This is a genomic window from Mycolicibacterium helvum, from assembly GCF_010731895.1.
GTDB lineage: Bacteria > Actinomycetota > Actinomycetes > Mycobacteriales > Mycobacteriaceae > Mycobacterium > Mycobacterium helvum.
Map to the genome: position 1 here is coordinate 2,961,695 of NZ_AP022596.1, position 17,951 is coordinate 2,979,645.

Here is a 17,951-nt window from a genome sequence, read left to right on the forward strand (position 1 = left end):
CTTGATGCCCGCGGATGGTCCCCGGGCTAACAAAGCAAGTGCTTGGTAGGTTAGCCTACAAGGGTGATCACGGTCGAGGAGTTCCGGGCGGAGGTACGCCAGTGGCTGGCCGACAATCTCGTCGGTGAATATGCCGCGCTCAAGGGCCTCGGTGGCCCGGGCCGCGAGCATGAAGCTTACGAAGAGCGGCTGGCCTGGAACAGGCATCTGGCGGCGGCGGGGCTGACCTGCCTGGGCTGGCCGGTAGAACACGGCGGTCGCGGCCTTTCGGTTGCGCACCGGGTGGCGTTCTACGAGGAGTACGCCAAGGCGAACGCTCCCGACAAGGTCAACCATTTCGGCGAAGAACTGCTCGGGCCCACGCTGATTGCCTTCGGTACCCCCGAACAGCAGCAGCGGTTCCTGCCCCGGATCCTCGATGTCACCGAGCTGTGGTCCCAGGGCTACTCGGAGCCTGGTGCGGGCAGCGATCTGGCCAACGTCGCCACGTCTGCGGTTCTGGACGGTGACGAGTGGGTTATCAACGGCCAGAAGGTGTGGACGTCGCTGGCGCACTGGGCGCAGTGGTGCTTCGTGGTGGCCCGCACCGAGAAGGGCTCCAAGCGGCACGCCGGGCTGTCCTATCTGCTGGTGCCGCTGGATCAACCGGGTGTGGAGATCCGCCCGATCATCCAGCTGACCGGCGACTCGGAATTCAACGAGGTGTTCTTCACTGACGCCCGCACCGATGCCGGCCTGGTGGTCGGCGAGCCGGGCGACGGCTGGCGGGTGGCGATGGGAACGCTGACCTTCGAACGCGGCGTTTCCACGCTGGGCCAGCAGATCCGTTATGCCCGTGAGCTTTCCGGCATCGCCGAGCTTGCCAAGACCACCGGCGCGATCGACGATCCGCTGATCCGGGAGCGGCTGGCCCGATCCTGGGCGGGCCTGCAGACGATGCGGTCCTACGCCTTGGCGACGATGGACGTTGAGCAACGCGGGAGCCGCTGGGCCAGCGACATCGGTGGAGGCCAGGACAATGTGTCGAAGCTGTTGTGGGCCAACTGGCACCGCGATCTGGGCGAGCTGGCCATGGACATCAAAGGCAAGTCCGGCTTGCTGCTGGCCGACGGTGAATTCGACGAATGGCAGCGGCTGTTCCTGTTCTCCCGCTCGGACACGATTTACGGCGGCTCCAACGAGATTCAGCGCAACATTATCGCCGAGCGGGTGCTCGGCCTACCTCGAGAGGTGAAGGGCTAGTGGCGCCATTGTCGGAGGTCCCCAAAGAGGTTGAGGGCCACGGTCTGCTGGCTGGCAAGGTCGTGGTGGTGACCGCGGCGGCGGGAACCGGCATCGGATCGGCCACCGCACGGCGCGCGCTGCTCGAAGGTGCCGACGTCGTCGTCTCCGATCACCACGAACGTCGTCTCGGCGAAACCCGGGACCAGCTGGCCGAATTGGGCCTCGGCCGGGTCGAGAGCGTGGTCTGCGATGTCACATCCACCGCACAGGTCGACGCGCTGATCGCCAGTTCCGTGGCCGCCCTGGGTCGTCTTGATGTACTGGTGAACAACGCCGGCCTCGGCGGGGAAACCCCCGTCATCGACATGACCGACGACGACTGGGACCGGGTGCTCAACGTGACCCTGACGTCGGTGATGCGAGCCACGCGCGCGGCGCTGCGGTACTTCCGTGATGCCGGCCACGGCGGCGTGATCGTGAACAATGCCAGCGTCCTGGGCTGGCGAGCACAGCACTCGCAGTCGCATTACGCGGCCGCAAAGGCCGGTGTGATGGCGCTGACCCGTTGCAGCGCAATCGAAGCCGTCGAACAGGGGGTGCGCATCAACGCCGTTTCACCGAGCATCGCGCGGCATAAGTTTCTGGAGAAGGTCAGCTCGACCGACCTGCTCGACCGGCTCTCCGAAGGAGAAGCGTTCGGCCGTGCAGCCGAGCCGTGGGAAGTCGCCGCCACTATCGCGTTCCTGGCCAGCGACTACTCGAGTTACCTGACCGGCGAAGTCATTTCGGTGTCGAGCCAACGCGCATGACCGAGCAGCCGGTCAGTCGTCGTGACGAGCTCCTGGTGCTCGCCGCGACGATGTTCGCCGAACGCGGTCTGCGCGCGACCACCGTGCGCGACATCGCCGACTCGGCGGGCATTCTGTCCGGCAGCCTGTATCACCACTTCAAGAGCAAGGAGCAGATGGTCGAGGAGGTCCTACGGGACTTCCTGGACTGGCTGTTCGAGCGCTACCAGCAGATCATCGCCACCGAGCCCAACCCGCTCGAGCGGCTCAAGGGCTTGTTCATGACGTCGTTCGAAGCGATCGAAGACCGGCACGCGCAGGTGGTGATCTACCAGGACGAGGCCAAGCGGCTGTCGTCGCTGCCGCAGTTCGAATTCGTCGAGGTTCGTAACAAAGAACAACGCAAGATGTGGCTTGACCTGCTCAACGAGGGTGTCAAGCAGGGGTACTTCCGCCCGGATATCGACGTCGACGTGGTGTACCGGTTCATCCGGGATACCACGTGGGTGTCCGTGCGTTGGTATCAACCAGGCGGACCGCTGACAGCCGAGGAAGTCGGCCGCCAATACCTCGCCATCGTCCTGGGCGGCATAGCCGCGCCCAACAACCGATAAGGAGATCGACATGCCTGAGGCCTACGTTATCGACGCCGTGCGGACCGCGGTGGGCAAGCGCAACGGATCGCTGGCCGGCGTGCACCCGATCGACCTGGCTGCCGCCGCCTGGCAGGGACTGCTGGGCCGCCACGATGTCGACCCGGACGCCGTTGATGACGTGATCGCCGGCTGCGTGGACGCGATCGGTGGCCAGGCAGGCAACATCGGGCGGCTGTCCTGGCTGGCCGCCGGCTATTCGGAAGCCGTGCCCGGGGTGACCGTGGACCGTCAGTGCGGGTCCAGCCAGCAAGCGATTTCGTTCGGGGCGCAGGCCATCATGGCCGGCACCGCGGATCTCATCGTGGCCGGCGGTGTACAGAACATGAGCCAGATCCCCATCTCCTCGGCGATGACCGTCGGCGAGCAGTTCGGTTTCACCTCGCCCACCAACGAGTCCAAGGGCTGGCTGAAACGCTATGGTGACCAAGAGGTTTCGCAGTTCCGCGGCGCAGAGATGATCGCCGAACGGTGGGGGATCACTCGCGAGGAGATGGAACAGTTCGCGTTGACCAGCAATGAGCGCGCGTTCGCTGCGATCCGTGCCGGGCACTTCGACAACGAGATCCTGCCGATCGACGGATTCGCCGTCGACGAGTGCCCGCGCGAAACCACCCTGGAGAAGATGGCCGGGCTCAAAACCCTGGTCGAGGGCGGCCGGTTGACGGCCGCGATGGCCAGCCAGATCTGCGACGGCGCGAGCGCGGTGTTGCTGGCCTCAGAAAGCGCAGTGCAAGCGCACAACCTGACCCCGCGGGCCCGCATCCACCACATCAGCGCCCGCGGCGACGACCCGGTGATCATGCTGACCGGTCCGATTCCGGCGACGAAGTACGCGCTGGACAAGGCCGGCCTGACCATCGACGACATCGACGTCGTCGAGATCAACGAGGCCTTTGCGTCGGTCGTCCTTGCCTGGCTGAAGGAGACCAAGGCCGACCCGGCGAAGGTCAACCCCAACGGGGGCGGGATCGCCCTGGGTCATCCACTGGGCGCCACCGGCGCCAAACTGTTCACCACCATGCTCAACGAGTTGGAGCGCACCGGCGGTCGCTATGGCCTGCAGACGATGTGTGAGGGTGGCGGCACCGCGAACGTCACCATCGTCGAACGGCTCTAGTCCTGCCTCGAATGTGGTCCTTATGCACGCAATTCAGTGAAAACCTGTGCATAAGGCCCACGCTCGTCGCCTCAGCCAGCGGCAGCCATAGCGACGAGGCCGTAGGCCACTGCGTAGCGCTGGCCTAGTCTGCGGCAGACGTTGCCGCGCCCGACTGCTACCCCGCCGAGCTGTTCGCTGACGGCGCGGACGAGTTCGTCGTCACCCGCTCCGCCGCCGACCAGAACGAGCCCGCGAGCATCCGGTGCCACCTGGGCGAGTCCACGGAGCACGTTGGCGCCGATAACGAGTCGTTTGGCCGCCAGGCGCCAGTTGCGCCATTCGGAACCGGATAATCGCGACGTAAAGGGCAGCAGCCCGTTTGGCGCCGATGCCAGCAGCCAGCCGGTACAGCGGCCGTCGATCGGGCTGTCGAGGAAGTGTCGGCGCCCATGCTCGTCCTCGACGAGTTGGACGGTGACCGCGCTGAGCGCCTCGGCGCGTTTCGCGTATTCGGCTGTGCTACGCGAAATATCCAGGGCAGCCGATGTCGCGGTCGTGAGCAGTTGGCCGGCGCCGGGCAGGACGACTCGTGCCGTTGCGGTCACCACGTCGACGGTGCCGCCGCCGACGTCGACGACCACCATGTCCTCGGTGACGCCGGGGGTGGTCAGCGCGCCCACCCTGGCGGCAGCGGCCTCGGAGTCGATCCGTATCACGGGTACCCCCAACGCCTCGCTCAGCGCATCAGCACCGGCGGGCGGCTGGTGCACGTCGTCGCCCATCGTCGCTCGCACCACACTGTCGGTTGCCACCGAACCGCGACGCGAATTCGCCTGCGCCGCAATGTCAGCAAGATGTACTGCGTGCGTGCGCTCGTCTTTGTCGGGGTCAGCGACCGGCTCGGTAGGTCGGATGTCCTCGGGGGCGACGTCGTGAAGGCACACCACCGCGCAGGCGCTGTCGTAGAGCTGGTCGGCGACCAGTGTCGCGTCAGGGCGCTCGTCGTCGCGGAGGCTGAACGCGTCGACGAGCCAATACGGGTCGGTGAGTCGCTGTAGTGATGAGAAACCTTGCCGCACTTCGACGGCGACCAGCGCGGCCGACAACAGCTCTGCCACTTCGACGCCGTCGACCACGGGCAATGCCGTAAGCAGCCGGTTGGATACCAGAACAGCCTCATCATTGGTCGTAACCACGGCTGCTACGTCGCGGCCGGAATCGATTGCCGCGTTGACCAATCCCGCTACGTCGCGGTAGTCGTGGTCGCGGGTCGCGCAGGCGACGACCGGCTGGTGGCGGTCCACTTCCTGGAGGCGTCCGACTGGTACCGGTACCCCAACCCCGACGGCGTCACCGGCGGTCGTGGGTGCCGAACGGGTGGCAATGTACAGTCGTCCGGTTCGCCTGGTCTGAAGCTGGATTTGTTCAGTCACCGATGTCACCGGCGGCGTCGGAGCGAACGCGGCCCGATCGACTACGAGGCCGTGAGTAGCGCTCAATTGGCGAACCAGTTGCGCGGCAGCGTCAATGGCGCGCAGCGATCCCTTCCCACCTCGAGTCGGGACACGTGCGCTGCACAACACGTCTAAATCACCGATCCCGCTGCACAGGACCACTTCGGTGGTGGCGTTGCCGATGTCGACACCGGCCCACACCGTCATCGCAACAGGCCGCGACGCTGATACGCCGCTGCGGCCTCCCGGACGAGTTGCGCGCACGCGTGTGCTTCGTGTGCAGCGAGTCGCGCTGCCAATTCCTGCAATTCATCGAACGTGGAGCGGTTGGGGCGCAGCGCCTCGTAGGCAGCCAGCATGTCGGACGCCGAAAGCACCGTCATCTCGGCCGCCCGGCGCAAGTTCATGCCGAGCTGTGCCGAGCCGGACCGCTCAGCGGTCTCCGCCTGGCTCAGAAGCGTATCCCGGCTGATGCGAATGTCGTCCAGATCGAGCTGACCGGCTCGCGCGGCTTGGACGGTGATCTCGTCGAGAGCACGGCCGGAGTGGGCGGAGATGGTCATCGAAGGAACTCCAATTCAACGTTGGGCCCGGTGCGGGCGGCGATTTCGGCTCGCTCGATCGCGACCATCGACACCACCTTCGTGTGGTAGCGGGCGGTGATGGCCTCGTCGGTGTAGGCGTTGCGCATCGGGGCTGGGGTCGCGCCCTTCGCATGTCTACCGGCATTGATACCGATCAGTCGGTACATATCGGGAGCGATCAGCGGTGCGACACTGAGCAATTCGAGGTTAGCCAGCGGTGGCAGGTCCCGGCGGTGGATCAGCGTGGTGCCCTTGGCCTGCAGGCCGACGCTAACTCCCGAGCCGGACAGTCCGGCCGCGGTCTTCCCGATCGATCCCAGATCCACGGTGTTGGTGATGCGAACCAGCCGCGGCACGCACTGCTCTTCTTCCAGGCCGGCGAGGATCTGCTCGAGCGCGTCGTAGATCGTCATGCCCGACAGCGTGCGGAACAGCTTGGTGGCGAAGGCGGGAGAGACGCCGACCACGACCTCCCGCGGATCGGTGCCGGGTAAGGCTGGCCCCAGCTCCACCACCCGGCCGGGCTGGCAATAGTTGGCCTGTTCCTTGACCAGGTCGGTCACCGAGCGTGCCTGTCGTACGGAGTCGATCTGAGCCTGGCGCTCCGGCGACGGCCGGTATCCGGTTCCCGGTCCGCAGTAGTCGTTAGGATCCTGCAGTGCCGAGAGCACATTCATCTGCTCGTCGAAAATCGCAGCGGTCTGCAGATAGTCACCGGTGACGCGGGCTTTGGCCATGCCCAGCACGCGGTCGGCGACATCGGTGAACCCGGTCTCGGCGAGCGCAGCGACGACGTCGAGGACCGTCAGTCCGGATTGTTCGATCATCCGGGCAGCGTTCAATACGGTCACTCCGTCGGTGTCCGGGAGGTCCTTGGAACCCTCGGCCTGCACGACAGCTTCGACGTGCTCGTCGTCGAAGTCCGCCAGCCCGAGGTATTCGAATACCGCCCGGGTCGCTTCGGCGGCCTGCCGTCGCATCGCCTCCAGCGTGGTCGGGTCAACCGAACGCAATCCGCCGTCGACACCCCAGTCGCGCTGCAGCACCAGATAGTCGTCGAGGTCGGCGGCATTGAAGTTGGACGGGCCAAACATGTTGTCGTAGGACACGATCGAGCCGAAGCCGGAGAAGATGAAGTCCGACCCCGACAGCAGCGTCGGCAACGTCCGACTGGTGCGGCGCATGGTCGATTCACTCATCAGCGAGTCGTTTCCACTGCATGATTCGAGCCCGCGCAGCATCACCATCAGATTCTCGGCGATGAGTTCCTTGACGCCACCGGGCACCGAGGCGGTGATCGCCGCCCCGTCGACGCCGCCGTTCTGAACACCCTGTGCCCCGATTCCCTTGGCCAGGGCGACGCAGCGGGACTCCAGATAGTTCATCGACTTTCGTTCGGCCTGGCCCATCAGCACCTCGGAGCCGGCCCCGCTGGACAGCCGCATCTTGATCCCGCGTGAGGCGTAGGCCGAGGTCAGAAACGCCTTGGACCACGGAGTGTCGTCGCCGTCGGTGAAGACCTGCTCGGTTCCGTAGACCGACACCGTCTCGGCGTAGGACACCAGCCCGCGGACTCCGAGCTCGAGTTCTCGGGCTTCCTCTACCGAGCACTGTGTCAGCGCGCCGGCCGCCGGCACCTGGGAGCCGATGAGCAGAGCCATCGCGACGGCGGGAGCGTCGTCGAGCACCGGCACCGTCGCCTCCAGTTCGCGGAAGCCATAGACCACCGCGGTCGCCGCGTCCGCAGCGATCAACAGTGGGTCGTCGAGCCGGTTGGTGACGTGGGCCTGATTGGCCGGGGTGCGGCGCGCGCGCATCTTCATCATCGCCATCTGGATCTCCACCGGCTGCAGCATCGCGACGACCCTGGCCATCTTCGCCGGGGTCAGGCCCGAGCAGACCCGAAGTACCTCGTCGCGCGGCACGCTGGAATCCACGATCAGCCGAGCCAGCTCGACCTCACTCATGGCCATCGACGCCCACGCCTGGGAATGGTCGATCGCATACCGCACAACGAATTCATCGATCGTGTCGAAGTCGGCGGCCGGCTTGGAGTCCATCTCGACCACAGTGCCGTCGTCGGCCACGCGCCAGGACGGCTCGGGGTCATAAGGCGACAGGTGTGAGATCATGCCGAGTTCTGGATCGGGTGCGGCGAACCCGTCCAGGTTGACTGTCTGCTGGTCCAACAGTCGGATGCGGCCCAGCCGGTGGTCATGGCCGGCCTCGTCACTATTCGGGTGCATGGCACACAGCATTGGGGTATCTGCCATGGCAGGCAAGAACGCACCCAGAACTTCCAACAACGTGTCTGATCTGTTCGGTAGCACCGCCTCTGGACGATCTGCTCTACCACAACGTGTTGGAAAGCGGCCGACGTTTCTGGCGAGCGGGCAGCCCTTCTCGCACAATGACCGGACGTCGGAGTGGTCCAGCTGTCGCTCCGTGGTGAGAAGAGGAGTAACAGTGACCGAGGTTCTCGATACCAGCGGCGGGTCAGGCCGTGACACTTCCCAGACCACGGCGGCCGCGAAACTGCGCGGCCACCTCGGTGTCCCCGCCATTGTGCTGATGGTGGTGGCCGCTGCGGCGCCGCTTTCCACGATCGGCGGCAACGTGCCGATCGCGATGGTGCTGGGAGAGACCACTGGTATCCCGGTCTCGTTCATCGTCGCGGGTCTGGTGTTCCTTCTCTTCGCGGCGAGTTTCGTCGCCATGTCGAAATACGTCACGGACGCCGGCGCCTTCTATGCCTACATCCGCACGTCGCTCGGTCGTGCGGCCGGGACCGGCGCGGCCGTTCTCGCCTTACCGGCCTACATGGCGACCCTGCTGGCCGTGGCCGCCTACGACGGCGTCATCCTCAACGGCCTCATCACCCGCTTCGGCGGACCGGATATTCCGTGGTGGCTGCTGACCGGCGGGGTGCTCGCCGTCGTCGCCTGGCTCGGATATCGCGACATCGACCTCAGCGCCAAGGTGCTAGGTGTGTTCCTGGTGTCCGAAGTCGCCATCCTGCTGGTCTTGGATTTCGTCATCGTGCTGCGTGGCGGTGAGCACGGTTTGACCGGCGACTCGTTCACGCCGCAGGGGATAGCCGGAGGGTTCGGGATCGCGTTGCTCTACGCACTGTGGGGCTTCGTCGGTGTCGAGGCGACGGTGGTGTTTCGAGACGAGGCCCGCGACCCCGATCGCACGGTGCCGCGCGCGACGTTCTGGGCAGTGGGCATCGTGGCCAGCTTTTACGCATTCTCCAGCTGGGCACTCATCGAAGGCAATGGAGGACCGGATGCCATTGCGGCCGCCAAGGACGACCCCGATAACTTCATGGTCAACACCGCCCAGCAGTACCTCGGTATGGTTGGGCGCGACCTGACCACTGCCCTGTGGTTCATCAGCGTTTTCGCCTGCACCCTGGCATTCCATAACATCAGTTCGCGTTACGCGTTCGTGCTGGGGCAAAGCGGTGTCTTCTCGACCAAGATCGGCCAGGTGCATTCCCGTCACGGTTCGCCGGCGGTGGCGTCGCTGGTCATCACCGCGGCGTCGGTCGTGATCATGGCGATCTTCGTTGCGTTCGGGCTCGATCCGGTGCTGCAGATCTTCGGCCCGCTGGGTGGGCTGGGAATCCTCGCATTGGCGATCCTGTGGTTGTTGACGACGATCTCCGTGGTGATGTTCTTCGTGCGTCGTGGTGGCTCGACGGGCACCGTGGTGCTCGCGGTGGCCGCGACACTGGTGCTGGCCGCGGCCCTGGTTCTGGTGGTGTCCAACCTGACTCTCATCGTTGGGGGCAACCCCACCCTTGCGGCCGTCTTCGGCGTGATGCCGTTGGCGTTCTTCGGAGTGGGCATGCTGCTGAGCCGGCGATCCAAGGGTGAGCTGGCGTCGATTTCGTCGGTGTCCTGACCCCGACGGGCCGGCCAACGAACTGATCAGAGCAGCATGGGCGCTGGTACCGTCGGATTTCGGGAGTACCAGCGCCCATCTGCGGTTCTCGGCGCTGAATCGGCGCGGAGAGTGGATCAGGTGAGTGAAGCGGGCATGTCCGGGGAGTCGTCTCTGAGCGTTGCGGCGGTCCTGATGGTTCCGCCCCTCGATCATGGTTCTGTCGTCGCGGGCCGCCGCGGGTTGACCCGCGAGGTTCGCTGGGTCGATATCATCCACGCCCCGGCCGAGGATTTCGTCCGTGCCGGTGACCTGGTGCTTACCACGGGTGCCGATATCAGTCAGCCGGGCGTCCGCGATTTCCTCGTCTCGCTATTCGCCTCTGCAGCGGCCGGAGTGGTGTTGAGCCCTCCACCCGAGGTTGCCGTCGACGAACTGCTCGAGCTGCTGATCCCGCTCGCCGAGCAGCATGCGTGCCCGTTCGTGTTGTTACCGTGGGAGATCGCGTTCGCTGATGTGCAGAAGAGTCTGCTCCCGCTGCTGAGCCTGTCACCGTCGGACCAGCGGTTCCGCATGGCCGTCGGTCGCAGTGAATGTGCCGGCAACGGTTGGACGGATCTGGCCGGCGCGTTCGCCGATTCACTGCAGGCGTTGGCACGGTCCGCCGACATCGCCGTGCGGTCGTCAGTCACTGACGACCTTGTGATGAGTCATTTCGCCTCAGCGCCAACGGCTTCCACTATCACCGAGCTGGTGGCGTGCGCCCAGCAGCTCAGCGGGCTGTCCGATGACCTGGTCAGCTGGGCACTGCTCCCCGCCGCTTACGGGCCATCTCCTGCCCCGCCTGCGACGGGGTCGTCGGTTGCCGTCGACAGCACCGTGGGCGCGCGACAGTTCGCCGACGTGTTGCGGCACCACCCGCGCAGTATGGCGATGGTGCTGCAGACATTGCAGCCACTGATCGATTACGACACCACGCGGCGAGGGCAACTCGTGCACACCTTGGAGATCGTGCTCAACGAAGCGACGAACACCAGCGCGGCTGCCAGAGCGCTCTACCTGAATCGCCACTCGTTGTTGTACCGGATCAAACTCATCGAGGAGCTCACCGGCTTGTCGCTGAAGAATCCCGCCGACCGCTTCCAGTTGGAGGTCAGCGTTCGGGTCCACCAGATCAACGAAGCTCGGGCCGACGGTATGCGCCGTGGGTGAGCCCAGTTCGCGGGAGAAGCGTCAGGTGTCGTGCAGGACGACTCCGCGGATGTTGCGGCCGGCGAGCATGTCGTCGTAGGCGTCGTTGATCTCGCCCAACTTGTATTCGTGGGTGACGGTCTCGTCGAGCAGTAGCTTGCCCTCGCGGTAGAGGCTGAGCAGTTTCGGGATGTCGGCGCGCGGGTTGGCTTGTCCGTACAGGCTGCCGAGCAGACGCTTCTGGAAGAGCGTGAACATCGTCATCGGCAGGATCGGCGTCACGTCCGTCATCGCGGCCAGTGCGGTCAGCACCACGGTGCCACCCTTGCTGACGAGTTCCAGCGCGTCGTTGATCATCGGGCCTTTGACCAGCCCGACGGTCAGCAGCGCGGAATCGGCCATCACGCCTCGGGTCAGCTCACGAACCAGTTCGGTGCCTTCCTCAATAGATGTCGCGAAGTGGGTCGCGCCGAAGAGAAACGCCTTGTCCCGCTTGCTTTCCACGATGTCGATCACGACGATCTTCTCCGCGCCGGCCAGCCGGGCGCCCTGGATGGCTCCGCTGCCGATCCCGCCGCAGCCGATCACCACCACGGTGTCGCCGGGACGCACGTCGGCGGTGTTGACCGCCGAACCCCAGCCGGTGGTCACACCGCAGCCGAGCAAGCAGGCCCGGGTCAGCGGGATGTCGTCGTCGATCTTCACCAGCGACGCCTCCGGCACTGTGCCGTAGGGCGCGAACGTGCCCAAACCGATTGCGGCGTAGATATCTTGGCCGCGGGCGTGCCGTCGGAATGTGCCGTCGGGCTGTAGGCCCATCAGGATCTCGGCACCCATATCGCACAGATTCGACTTGCCGGTCGCACACCAGCGGCAGCGCCCGCAGGCGGGCAGGAATGCGGCAACGATGTGATCGCCGACCTTCAGGTCGCGCACTCCTGGACCGACTTCCCGCACGATGCCCGCACCCTCGTGCCCGCCGATCAACGGGATCGGCGCCACCAGGTCACCGTCGCGAATGTGGTGATCGGAGTGGCACAGGCCGGTGGCCTCGAACGAGACGAGAACCTCACCCTCCTTTGGAGGATCGAGCTCGACTTCTTCGACGCTCCAGTCTCGCCCGTACTCCCACAGGATGGCGGCATTCATTTTCATGATGCCCAAGGTATGACGCCGCCGCCGTCCACCGATGACGAATTGGGAACTAGCCCGCCATCGTGAGTGCCAGGCCGCCAAGCGCGACGATCCAGCTCGCAAAGCTGCCCACCAAGAAGTACTCGGTGACATCGTCGATGCCTATTCCCGGGTCGCTACGCTCCTGCCCGCCGAGGCTTATTCCCGGGTCGCTACGCTCCTGCCCGCCGAGGCTTATTCCCGGGTCGCTACGCTCCTGCCCGCCGAGGCCGATACCGCCGTTCTCCCGGGCCTTTTGGGCGTTGATCTCCGGGAACCGGATGATGCTCTTGGCCGCTACCACCGCCGTCGCGGCGGCCGGCTGCCCGGCCAGGCCCAGCCCGAAGATCAGCAGCCGTTCCATCGGGCCCAGCAGACGCCCGCCTTTGAGTCGATCCGACGGCTGCGGTTCGCCGGCCGGTTTGACCGATCCCACCGCCCCGAGCAGCAGCCGGACCAGCTGGTTGCCCGTCGTGACTTGAAGCAGAATCACCCCGGCCACCAACATGATTCGGGTCGGGTCGGTTGTCGCGAGCCCGGTCACCGGGGCCCAGCCAGCCCAGGCCTTGACCAGCCCGGCACACGGTGAGCCCAATCCGGACAGCACGATCATCATCGCGAGGACGGCGGCGAACAACACCAGGGGTGTGACCTGACCACGGCCCCCGACCCGCTCGGCGTGGTTGCACGACAGTTCCCACGCCACAGCCGCCGCCGCGGCAATAACGACCAGCAGCAGATCACCGGGACGCCAGAGTCCGCACAGCGCGGCGATCGCGACCGCGACCATCGGACCGGTGACCACCGCCGGCCAGAGCCGGGTGGCCAAGCGCCGCATGATGTCGGCGCAGCCGATGGCGATCAGCAGCACAGCGACGCCACTCACCGAACGGCCCCCAATTGCTCGCAGGCCAGCACCAGCAGGTCCAGCCCGTCGCGCGCGGTCCGCTGCGACACCGCTGAGGCGCTGATCCCTTCCATCGCCGCTAATTCCTTCTTCGTCTTGTGGTCGAGTAGCCCCCGCAGCAGTCGCACGGACCGGGCATCCACCGATCCAAGCAGGTGGTCCCGACATAACAGCGCGGCGTTGACGGCGGCGGGATCCGGCCCGGTGTCGCCGTGGCGGCGGTATGCCGTGCGCACGGTCGCCAATGCTGGCTGTTGTTGGGCGGAAGCGGTCCATTCGATCGCTTCTCGTGCCGACCACCAGCCTGGCCCGTCCTGAATGCCGGTGCCGGCGTCGAGCACGGTCACCTCACCCCAGCCGATGCCGAACCGCACATCGATCTCGGGCGCCACGGCCAGCCGCACCGTTAGGGCGGCGTGGATCGCGTCGCCGACCGTCGGATAGCTGCCCTGGAACTCGTCACCGACGGTGAACGCCAGGGGAGTGCCGGTGAGCGCTTCGGTGATGCGGCGGTGCAAGTGGCCGCGGTCGGACGCGTGCCGCGAGTCCACGACATCGCCGATCAGTGCAGCACGCTCCGATGAAGCGCTACGCTTCACTCCAGCCATATGAAGAGTATAGCTTCATTTCGTCAAAATGAAGTAAATAGCTTTATTGGACGAACGCGGCGGCTGCCCGCAGGTGCTCGATGGCGTCGGCGACGATGGTGGGGACCAATTCGGCGCACGTCGGCAGGTTCTCGATGATCCCGGCGACCTGTCCGGAGGCCAGCACACCCGCTTCGGTATTGCCTTCGACCAGTCCGGCTTTCAGCAGCATCGGGGTATTGGCGGCCATCAGCACCTGCGACCAGGTGAGGTCCTTACCGTGCCGCATCGCCAGGCCGTCGCGGATCATTCCGGACCAGGTCATCTGCGACATCTTCTTGAACTTGGCCGCGTTGCGCACCGCTGCGGTGAAACCTCGGATCGGTGAGCCGCTTTCGAGCTTCTCGACGAGCTCGGTGCGCAGGACGCGGTGCGGCATGCCGTCCACTCGGGTGGAGACGACAGTGCCGTCGAGTGCGGCCTTGAGGTAACGCTGCTTGACGTCCTCGGGCACGGTCGAATCCGAGGTCAGCAGGAACCGGGTGCCCATCGCCACGCCGGCAGCGCCGTAGGACAACGCGGCAGCCAGGCCGCGGCCGTCGAAGAAGCCGCCCGCGGCGATCACCGGGATGTCGACCGCGTCGAGGACTGAGGGCAGTAACAGAGTGGTCGCTACCGGACCGGTATGACCGCCGCCCTCGCCGCCCTGCACGATCACGGCGTCGGCGCCCCAGCTCGCAACCTTGCGGGCATGCTTGGCCGCGCCCACCGACGGAATCACCACCGAGCCGGCTTCTTTGAGCTTCGCGATCAGTTCCTGCTTGGGGGCCAGCGCGAAGGACGCTACCTTGACGCCCTCGCGGATCATCAGGTCGACGCGATCACCGGCATCGGCGCCGTCGGCACGGATGTTGACGCCGAACGGCCGATCGGTAGAGGCCTTCACCTTCTTGATCGCGGTGGCCAGTTCATCGATGGTCATCGTCGCCGAGGCCAGGATGCCCAGGCCCCCGGCGTTGGACGTGGCCGACACCAGCCGGGCGCCCGCGACCCAGCCCATCCCCGTCTGGACGACCGGATGTTCGATGCCGATCAGTTCGGTCAGCGGGGTCTTCAACGAAGCGGACATCTCCCTACTTCACCTCTCGGTCCCTAAGGCCTTTTGGATCGATGACCTCTTGGATCAGCTTCTGCTCGTCGCCGGATGGCAGGCGGCTGGTCTCGGCTTCACCCAGGCCGTGCACCTCGAACGAGGTGTTCTCGGCGACCTCTTCGGGGCTCACGCCGGGGTGCAGCGACACCGCCCGCATCTGATGGTCGGGCCCGTTGAAGTCGAAGACGCCGAGGTTGGTCACCACGCGGAAGACGTTGACGAAGCGGTACGCCGGGTTGTTCGGATCGACCTTGTCCCAGCCGATTCCGGAGACGATGTCGACTCCCGTCCCGAACACCCGCTTGGAATGGTTGCCGACCCAGTAGCTGGTGGCGTGGTTGATGGTGTTGCCCGGTGCGCCGCGCACGCCGAACATCTGTCGGGTCGGATGCTGCAATGGGCCGAAGGCTGAGAGGTTCTGGTTACCGTAGCGGTCGATCTGGTTGGCGCCCATCACCACATGGCGTCGGCCCCAGGCGAGCGTCTCGAAGACGCGGCCGAACGGCATCCAGCCTTCGATGGCTCCGGTGGCGCCCATCGCCGGGGTGTCGGCGAAGATGCGAGCCTCGCCGTCGGTCAGCAGGATGTCGGGAGCGAAGGTCAGGCGTGCCAGGCGGGCGCCGATCGACACCATATTGGCCATTGGGCTGACCATGATCTCGCCTGCGTCGCGGAACAACTCGGCACAGGCGACGGCGCACACCTCGGCGCGGGTCGCGGAGATCATGCTTGTTCCTCCTTGAACTTCCGCACGGCGGCTTGGTAATCGGCTTCGCTGCCCGACAGGTAGGTCGAGACGAACTCGGCCCAGGTCTCGTCGGATGCCGCGGCTTCTGCGTAGTGGCGCTGGAACTTCTCGTCGCGGCGGTAATCGGGCTCCGCGGTGGTGAAGTGCGCACCGTTCGGTGCCTCGACGACGCTGTCGACCATCATCCGGTTGATCAGGAGTGCCTGCACCGGAACGGATTTCACCAGCTCTTCGGTGGATACCACCTTTTCCACCGACAAGAGGCGCTTCTGCGCCGACATCAGGAACAGGTCGTCGAAGTACGGGTCGATGCCGGTGTAGGCGGCATTGCCCTGTTCGTCACCGAGATTCAGGTGGACCAACGCCACATCGAGGTTCAGTGCGGGCATCGCAACGAGTTCTTCATAGGCAGAACCCGTCGGGTAGGGAGACTTGACGGTCTTGAGTTCGTCACCCCAGAACGCCCTGACGTCACTGCCGAGGCCGGCGCGGATCGGCAGGAACGGCAGCCGCTGTGCAGCGGCCTGCAGCCCGCAGCGCAGCATGCCCTCGTCCATCTCGCGCGATTCGATCGCGCCCGTGGTGCGGGCCTTGGCGAACCACGGATCGTAGAACGGCGGCGAGTCCAAGGACACGAAGCCGTAGTAGACGCGCTTGACCTTGCCTGCCGAGCAGAGCAGTCCGAGGTCGGGTCCGCCGTAGGTGACGACGGTGAGATCGGTGACGTCGGTGCGCAATAGCGCCCGCACGAAGGCCATCGGCTTGCGCCGGGAACCCCAGCCACCGAGGCCGATCGTCATCCCGCTTTCGACGACCGAGACGGCCTCGTCGAGGGTTGTTCTCTTATCGGCCATTATTTCCCCGCTCGCTTCGCTCGTGCCCGCCGGATCATTTCGCCCCTTTCTCCGTGCCCGCGAACGCGTCGCGGTGCTCATCGGAGACGCCGGCCAGGTTCAGCTCGAACGTGAAGCCCTGCTCCATGCGGTATCTCGCATTGACCGGCTGGATGTCGATGAAGTTCAGCGCCTCCTTGGCCGCCCGGATCACCCGGGTGTCCTTGGAAGCGATATCGCGTGCGACGCGCAATGCGGCCTCGTCGAGATCGGCACGCGGAACTACCTCGTGCACCGATCCGAAGTGGTGCAGTGTCTCAGCACTCACTGTCGCGGCGGTGAAGAACAGCCGGCGCATCATGTGCTGGGGCACCAACCGGGACAGGTGGGTGGCCGCGCCAAGGGCGCCGCGCTCCACCTCGGGCAGGCCGAACTTGGCGTCGTCGGATGCGACGATCACGTCGGCGTTGCCGACCAGACCGATGCCGCCGCCGACACAGAATCCGTTGACTGCCGCGACCACCGGCACCTCGCACTCATACACCGCGCGGAACGCGTGGAAGCACCCGCGGTTCGCGTCGATCAATGCGGTGAAGCCCTCGGTGTTCTGCATCTCCTTGATGTCGACACCGGCGTTGAATCCGCGGCCTTCGGCGCGCAGGATCACCACGTGGGTGGACCGGTCGCGGCCTGCGGCGGTGATGGCGTCGCCGAGCTCGAACCAGCCGCGGGAGGGGATGGCATTGACGGGCGGATAGTTCACCGTGACGGCGACAATGCCCGGTTCGACGGTGCTGGTGGTGATGGTCATCGGAATACCTGAGCCGCTTCCTGACGGGGTGGATACCTAAGCAAGCACTTGCTTGGTACGCTAGCACAGTGACCGACGCGGCTGACATTGGCATCAATCTGCAACTGAGTGGTCGAGTCGTCCTCGTGACCGGTGGTGTGCGCGGTGTCGGCGCCGGAATCAGCGCAGTCTTCGCCGCGCAGGGCGCCACCGTCATCACCTGCGCCCGCCGTCCCGTCGAGGGATCCCCGTACGAGTTTCGCGCCTGCGACATTCGCGACGACGAGGCCGTGAAGGCGCTCATCGACGGCATCGTCGCCGACCACGGCCGCCTCGATGTCGTGGTGAACAACGCGGGCGGCTCACCGTATGTCCTCGCCGCCGACGCGTCGGCGAAGTTCAGCACCAAGATCATCGAGCTCAACCTGCTTGGCGCACTGTCGGTTTCGCAACATGCCAACGCCGTGATGCAGTCTCAGGACTCCGGTGGGTCGATCATCAACATCACCAGCGTGAGCGGTAGGCGCCCGACCCCGGGCACCGCCGCCTACGGCGCGGCCAAGGCCGGTATGGAGAACATGACCACCACGCTCGCGGTGGAATGGGCCCCCAAGGTCCGGGTCAACTCCGTCGTCGTCGGCATGGTCGAGACCGAGCAATCCGAACTCTTCTACGGTGACGCCGATTCGATCGCGGCGATATCGGCGAACGTGCCGCTGGGCAGGCTGGCCAAACCCGAGGACATCGGTTGGGCCACAGCATTTCTCGCTTCTCCCGCGGCGTCCTATATCAGTGGTGCGTCGCTGGAGGTGCACGGCGGCGGGGAACCGCCGCACTACCTGTCGACCACGACTGCCGACATCAAATAAGGAGACA

At 65.6% G+C, this 17,951-nt stretch carries 17 protein-coding genes; 7 read left to right on the top strand and 10 right to left on the bottom strand.

Translation table 11 applies throughout. From position 1 onward, the window contains the following. The first annotated feature begins 63 nt into the window (after positions 1–63). The 4 genes from ipdE1 to fadA6 are packed head-to-tail and all read left to right on the top strand — an operon-like array spanning position 64 to position 3,785. The gene (ipdE1, locus tag G6N38_RS13840; protein ID WP_163748286.1) at positions 64–1,242 is read left to right on the top strand and encodes an acyl-CoA dehydrogenase IpdE1; all 1,179 of its coding nucleotides are present in this window, start codon (positions 64–66) and stop codon (positions 1,240–1,242) included. Further along, positions 1,242–2,033, top strand: a complete 792-nt coding sequence (gene ipdF, locus G6N38_RS13845) for a (5R,7aS)-5-hydroxy-7a-methyl-1-oxo-2,3,5,6,7,7a-hexahydro-1H-indene-carboxyl-CoA reductase (protein WP_163748289.1) — start codon at positions 1,242–1,244, stop codon at positions 2,031–2,033. Before ipdE1 ends, ipdF begins: the two co-directional genes overlap by 1 nt. Beyond that, positions 2,030–2,626, top strand: coding sequence for a TetR family transcriptional regulator KstR2 (gene kstR2 / locus G6N38_RS13850; RefSeq protein ID WP_163748292.1), 597 nt, complete (start codon positions 2,030–2,032; stop codon positions 2,624–2,626). Before ipdF ends, kstR2 begins: the two co-directional genes overlap by 4 nt. A gap of 10 nt (positions 2,627–2,636) precedes the next feature. After that, on the top strand, positions 2,637–3,785 hold the full coding sequence (gene fadA6 / locus G6N38_RS13855; RefSeq protein WP_163748295.1) for a steroid 3-ketoacyl-CoA thiolase FadA6: 1,149 nt from the start codon (positions 2,637–2,639) through the stop codon (positions 3,783–3,785). A gap of 71 nt (positions 3,786–3,856) precedes the next feature. Here fadA6 and G6N38_RS13860 read toward each other — a convergent pair whose 3' ends face one another. Genes G6N38_RS13860 through G6N38_RS13870 form a run of 3 tightly spaced genes read right to left on the bottom strand, consistent with a single transcriptional unit; the run spans position 3,857 to position 8,051 of the window. Next, positions 3,857–5,428 (bottom strand): diol dehydratase reactivase ATPase-like domain-containing protein, encoded by a 1,572-nt coding sequence (locus G6N38_RS13860; protein ID WP_163748297.1) that lies wholly within the window; start codon positions 5,426–5,428, stop codon positions 3,857–3,859. Next, on the bottom strand, positions 5,425–5,784 hold the full coding sequence (locus G6N38_RS13865; protein WP_163748300.1) for a diol dehydratase small subunit: 360 nt from the start codon (positions 5,782–5,784) through the stop codon (positions 5,425–5,427). The genes G6N38_RS13860 and G6N38_RS13865 overlap by 4 nt, the downstream gene beginning before the upstream one ends. Further along, positions 5,781–8,051: a propanediol/glycerol family dehydratase large subunit gene (locus G6N38_RS13870; RefSeq protein WP_163748303.1), complete on the bottom strand. Its 2,271-nt coding sequence runs from the start codon at positions 8,049–8,051 to the stop codon at positions 5,781–5,783. Before G6N38_RS13870 ends, G6N38_RS13865 begins: the two co-directional genes overlap by 4 nt. 220 nt (positions 8,052–8,271) lie before the next feature. On the opposite strand from G6N38_RS13870, the gene G6N38_RS13875 reads away from it, so the two are divergent. Further along, complete coding sequence (locus G6N38_RS13875) at positions 8,272–9,714, top strand: APC family permease (protein ID WP_246227905.1); 1,443 nt, start codon at positions 8,272–8,274, stop codon at positions 9,712–9,714. 120 nt (positions 9,715–9,834) lie between these two features. After that, positions 9,835–10,905 (top strand): PucR family transcriptional regulator, encoded by a 1,071-nt coding sequence (locus G6N38_RS13880; RefSeq protein WP_246227906.1) that lies wholly within the window; start codon positions 9,835–9,837, stop codon positions 10,903–10,905. A gap of 21 nt (positions 10,906–10,926) precedes the next feature. On the opposite strand, the gene G6N38_RS13885 is transcribed toward G6N38_RS13880, so the two are convergent. From G6N38_RS13885 to echA20, 7 genes are read right to left on the bottom strand one after another with little or no spacing between them, the layout of a single operon-like run. Further along, positions 10,927–12,039 (bottom strand): NDMA-dependent alcohol dehydrogenase, encoded by a 1,113-nt coding sequence (locus G6N38_RS13885; protein WP_163748306.1) that lies wholly within the window; start codon positions 12,037–12,039, stop codon positions 10,927–10,929. Between the two features lie 49 nt (positions 12,040–12,088). After that, the gene (locus G6N38_RS13890; RefSeq protein ID WP_163748309.1) at positions 12,089–12,943 is read right to left on the bottom strand and encodes a hypothetical protein; all 855 of its coding nucleotides are present in this window, start codon (positions 12,941–12,943) and stop codon (positions 12,089–12,091) included. Continuing rightward, on the bottom strand, positions 12,940–13,572 hold the full coding sequence (locus tag G6N38_RS13895; RefSeq protein ID WP_163748312.1) for a SatD family protein: 633 nt from the start codon (positions 13,570–13,572) through the stop codon (positions 12,940–12,942). The genes G6N38_RS13890 and G6N38_RS13895 overlap by 4 nt, the downstream gene beginning before the upstream one ends. 43 nt (positions 13,573–13,615) lie before the next feature. Next, a complete protein-coding gene (gene ipdC, locus G6N38_RS13900; protein ID WP_163748315.1) occupies positions 13,616–14,680 on the bottom strand; it encodes a (3aS,4S,5R,7aS)-5-hydroxy-7a-methyl-1-oxo-octahydro-1H-indene-4-carboxyl-CoA dehydrogenase in 1,065 nt (354 codons plus the stop codon). 4 nt (positions 14,681–14,684) lie between these two features. Continuing rightward, positions 14,685–15,431 carry a cholesterol ring-cleaving hydrolase subunit IpdB gene (ipdB, locus tag G6N38_RS13905; RefSeq protein ID WP_163748318.1) on the bottom strand — a complete coding sequence of 249 codons (747 nt, stop codon included), beginning with the start codon at positions 15,429–15,431 and terminating at the stop codon, positions 14,685–14,687. Continuing rightward, a complete protein-coding gene (gene ipdA / locus G6N38_RS13910; RefSeq protein ID WP_163748320.1) occupies positions 15,428–16,306 on the bottom strand; it encodes a cholesterol ring-cleaving hydrolase subunit IpdA in 879 nt (292 codons plus the stop codon). Before ipdA ends, ipdB begins: the two co-directional genes overlap by 4 nt. 34 nt (positions 16,307–16,340) lie before the next feature. Further along, positions 16,341–17,096, bottom strand: coding sequence for a (7aS)-7a-methyl-1,5-dioxo-2,3,5,6,7,7a-hexahydro-1H-indene-carboxyl-CoA hydrolase (echA20, locus tag G6N38_RS13915; RefSeq protein WP_163748323.1), 756 nt, complete (start codon positions 17,094–17,096; stop codon positions 16,341–16,343). A gap of 68 nt (positions 17,097–17,164) precedes the next feature. Between echA20 and G6N38_RS13920 the strand changes: the two genes are divergently transcribed. Further along, entirely contained in the window at positions 17,165–17,944 is a 780-nt protein-coding gene (locus G6N38_RS13920) for an SDR family oxidoreductase (RefSeq protein WP_163748326.1), read from the top strand. Positions 17,945–17,951: the final 7 nt, after the last annotated feature.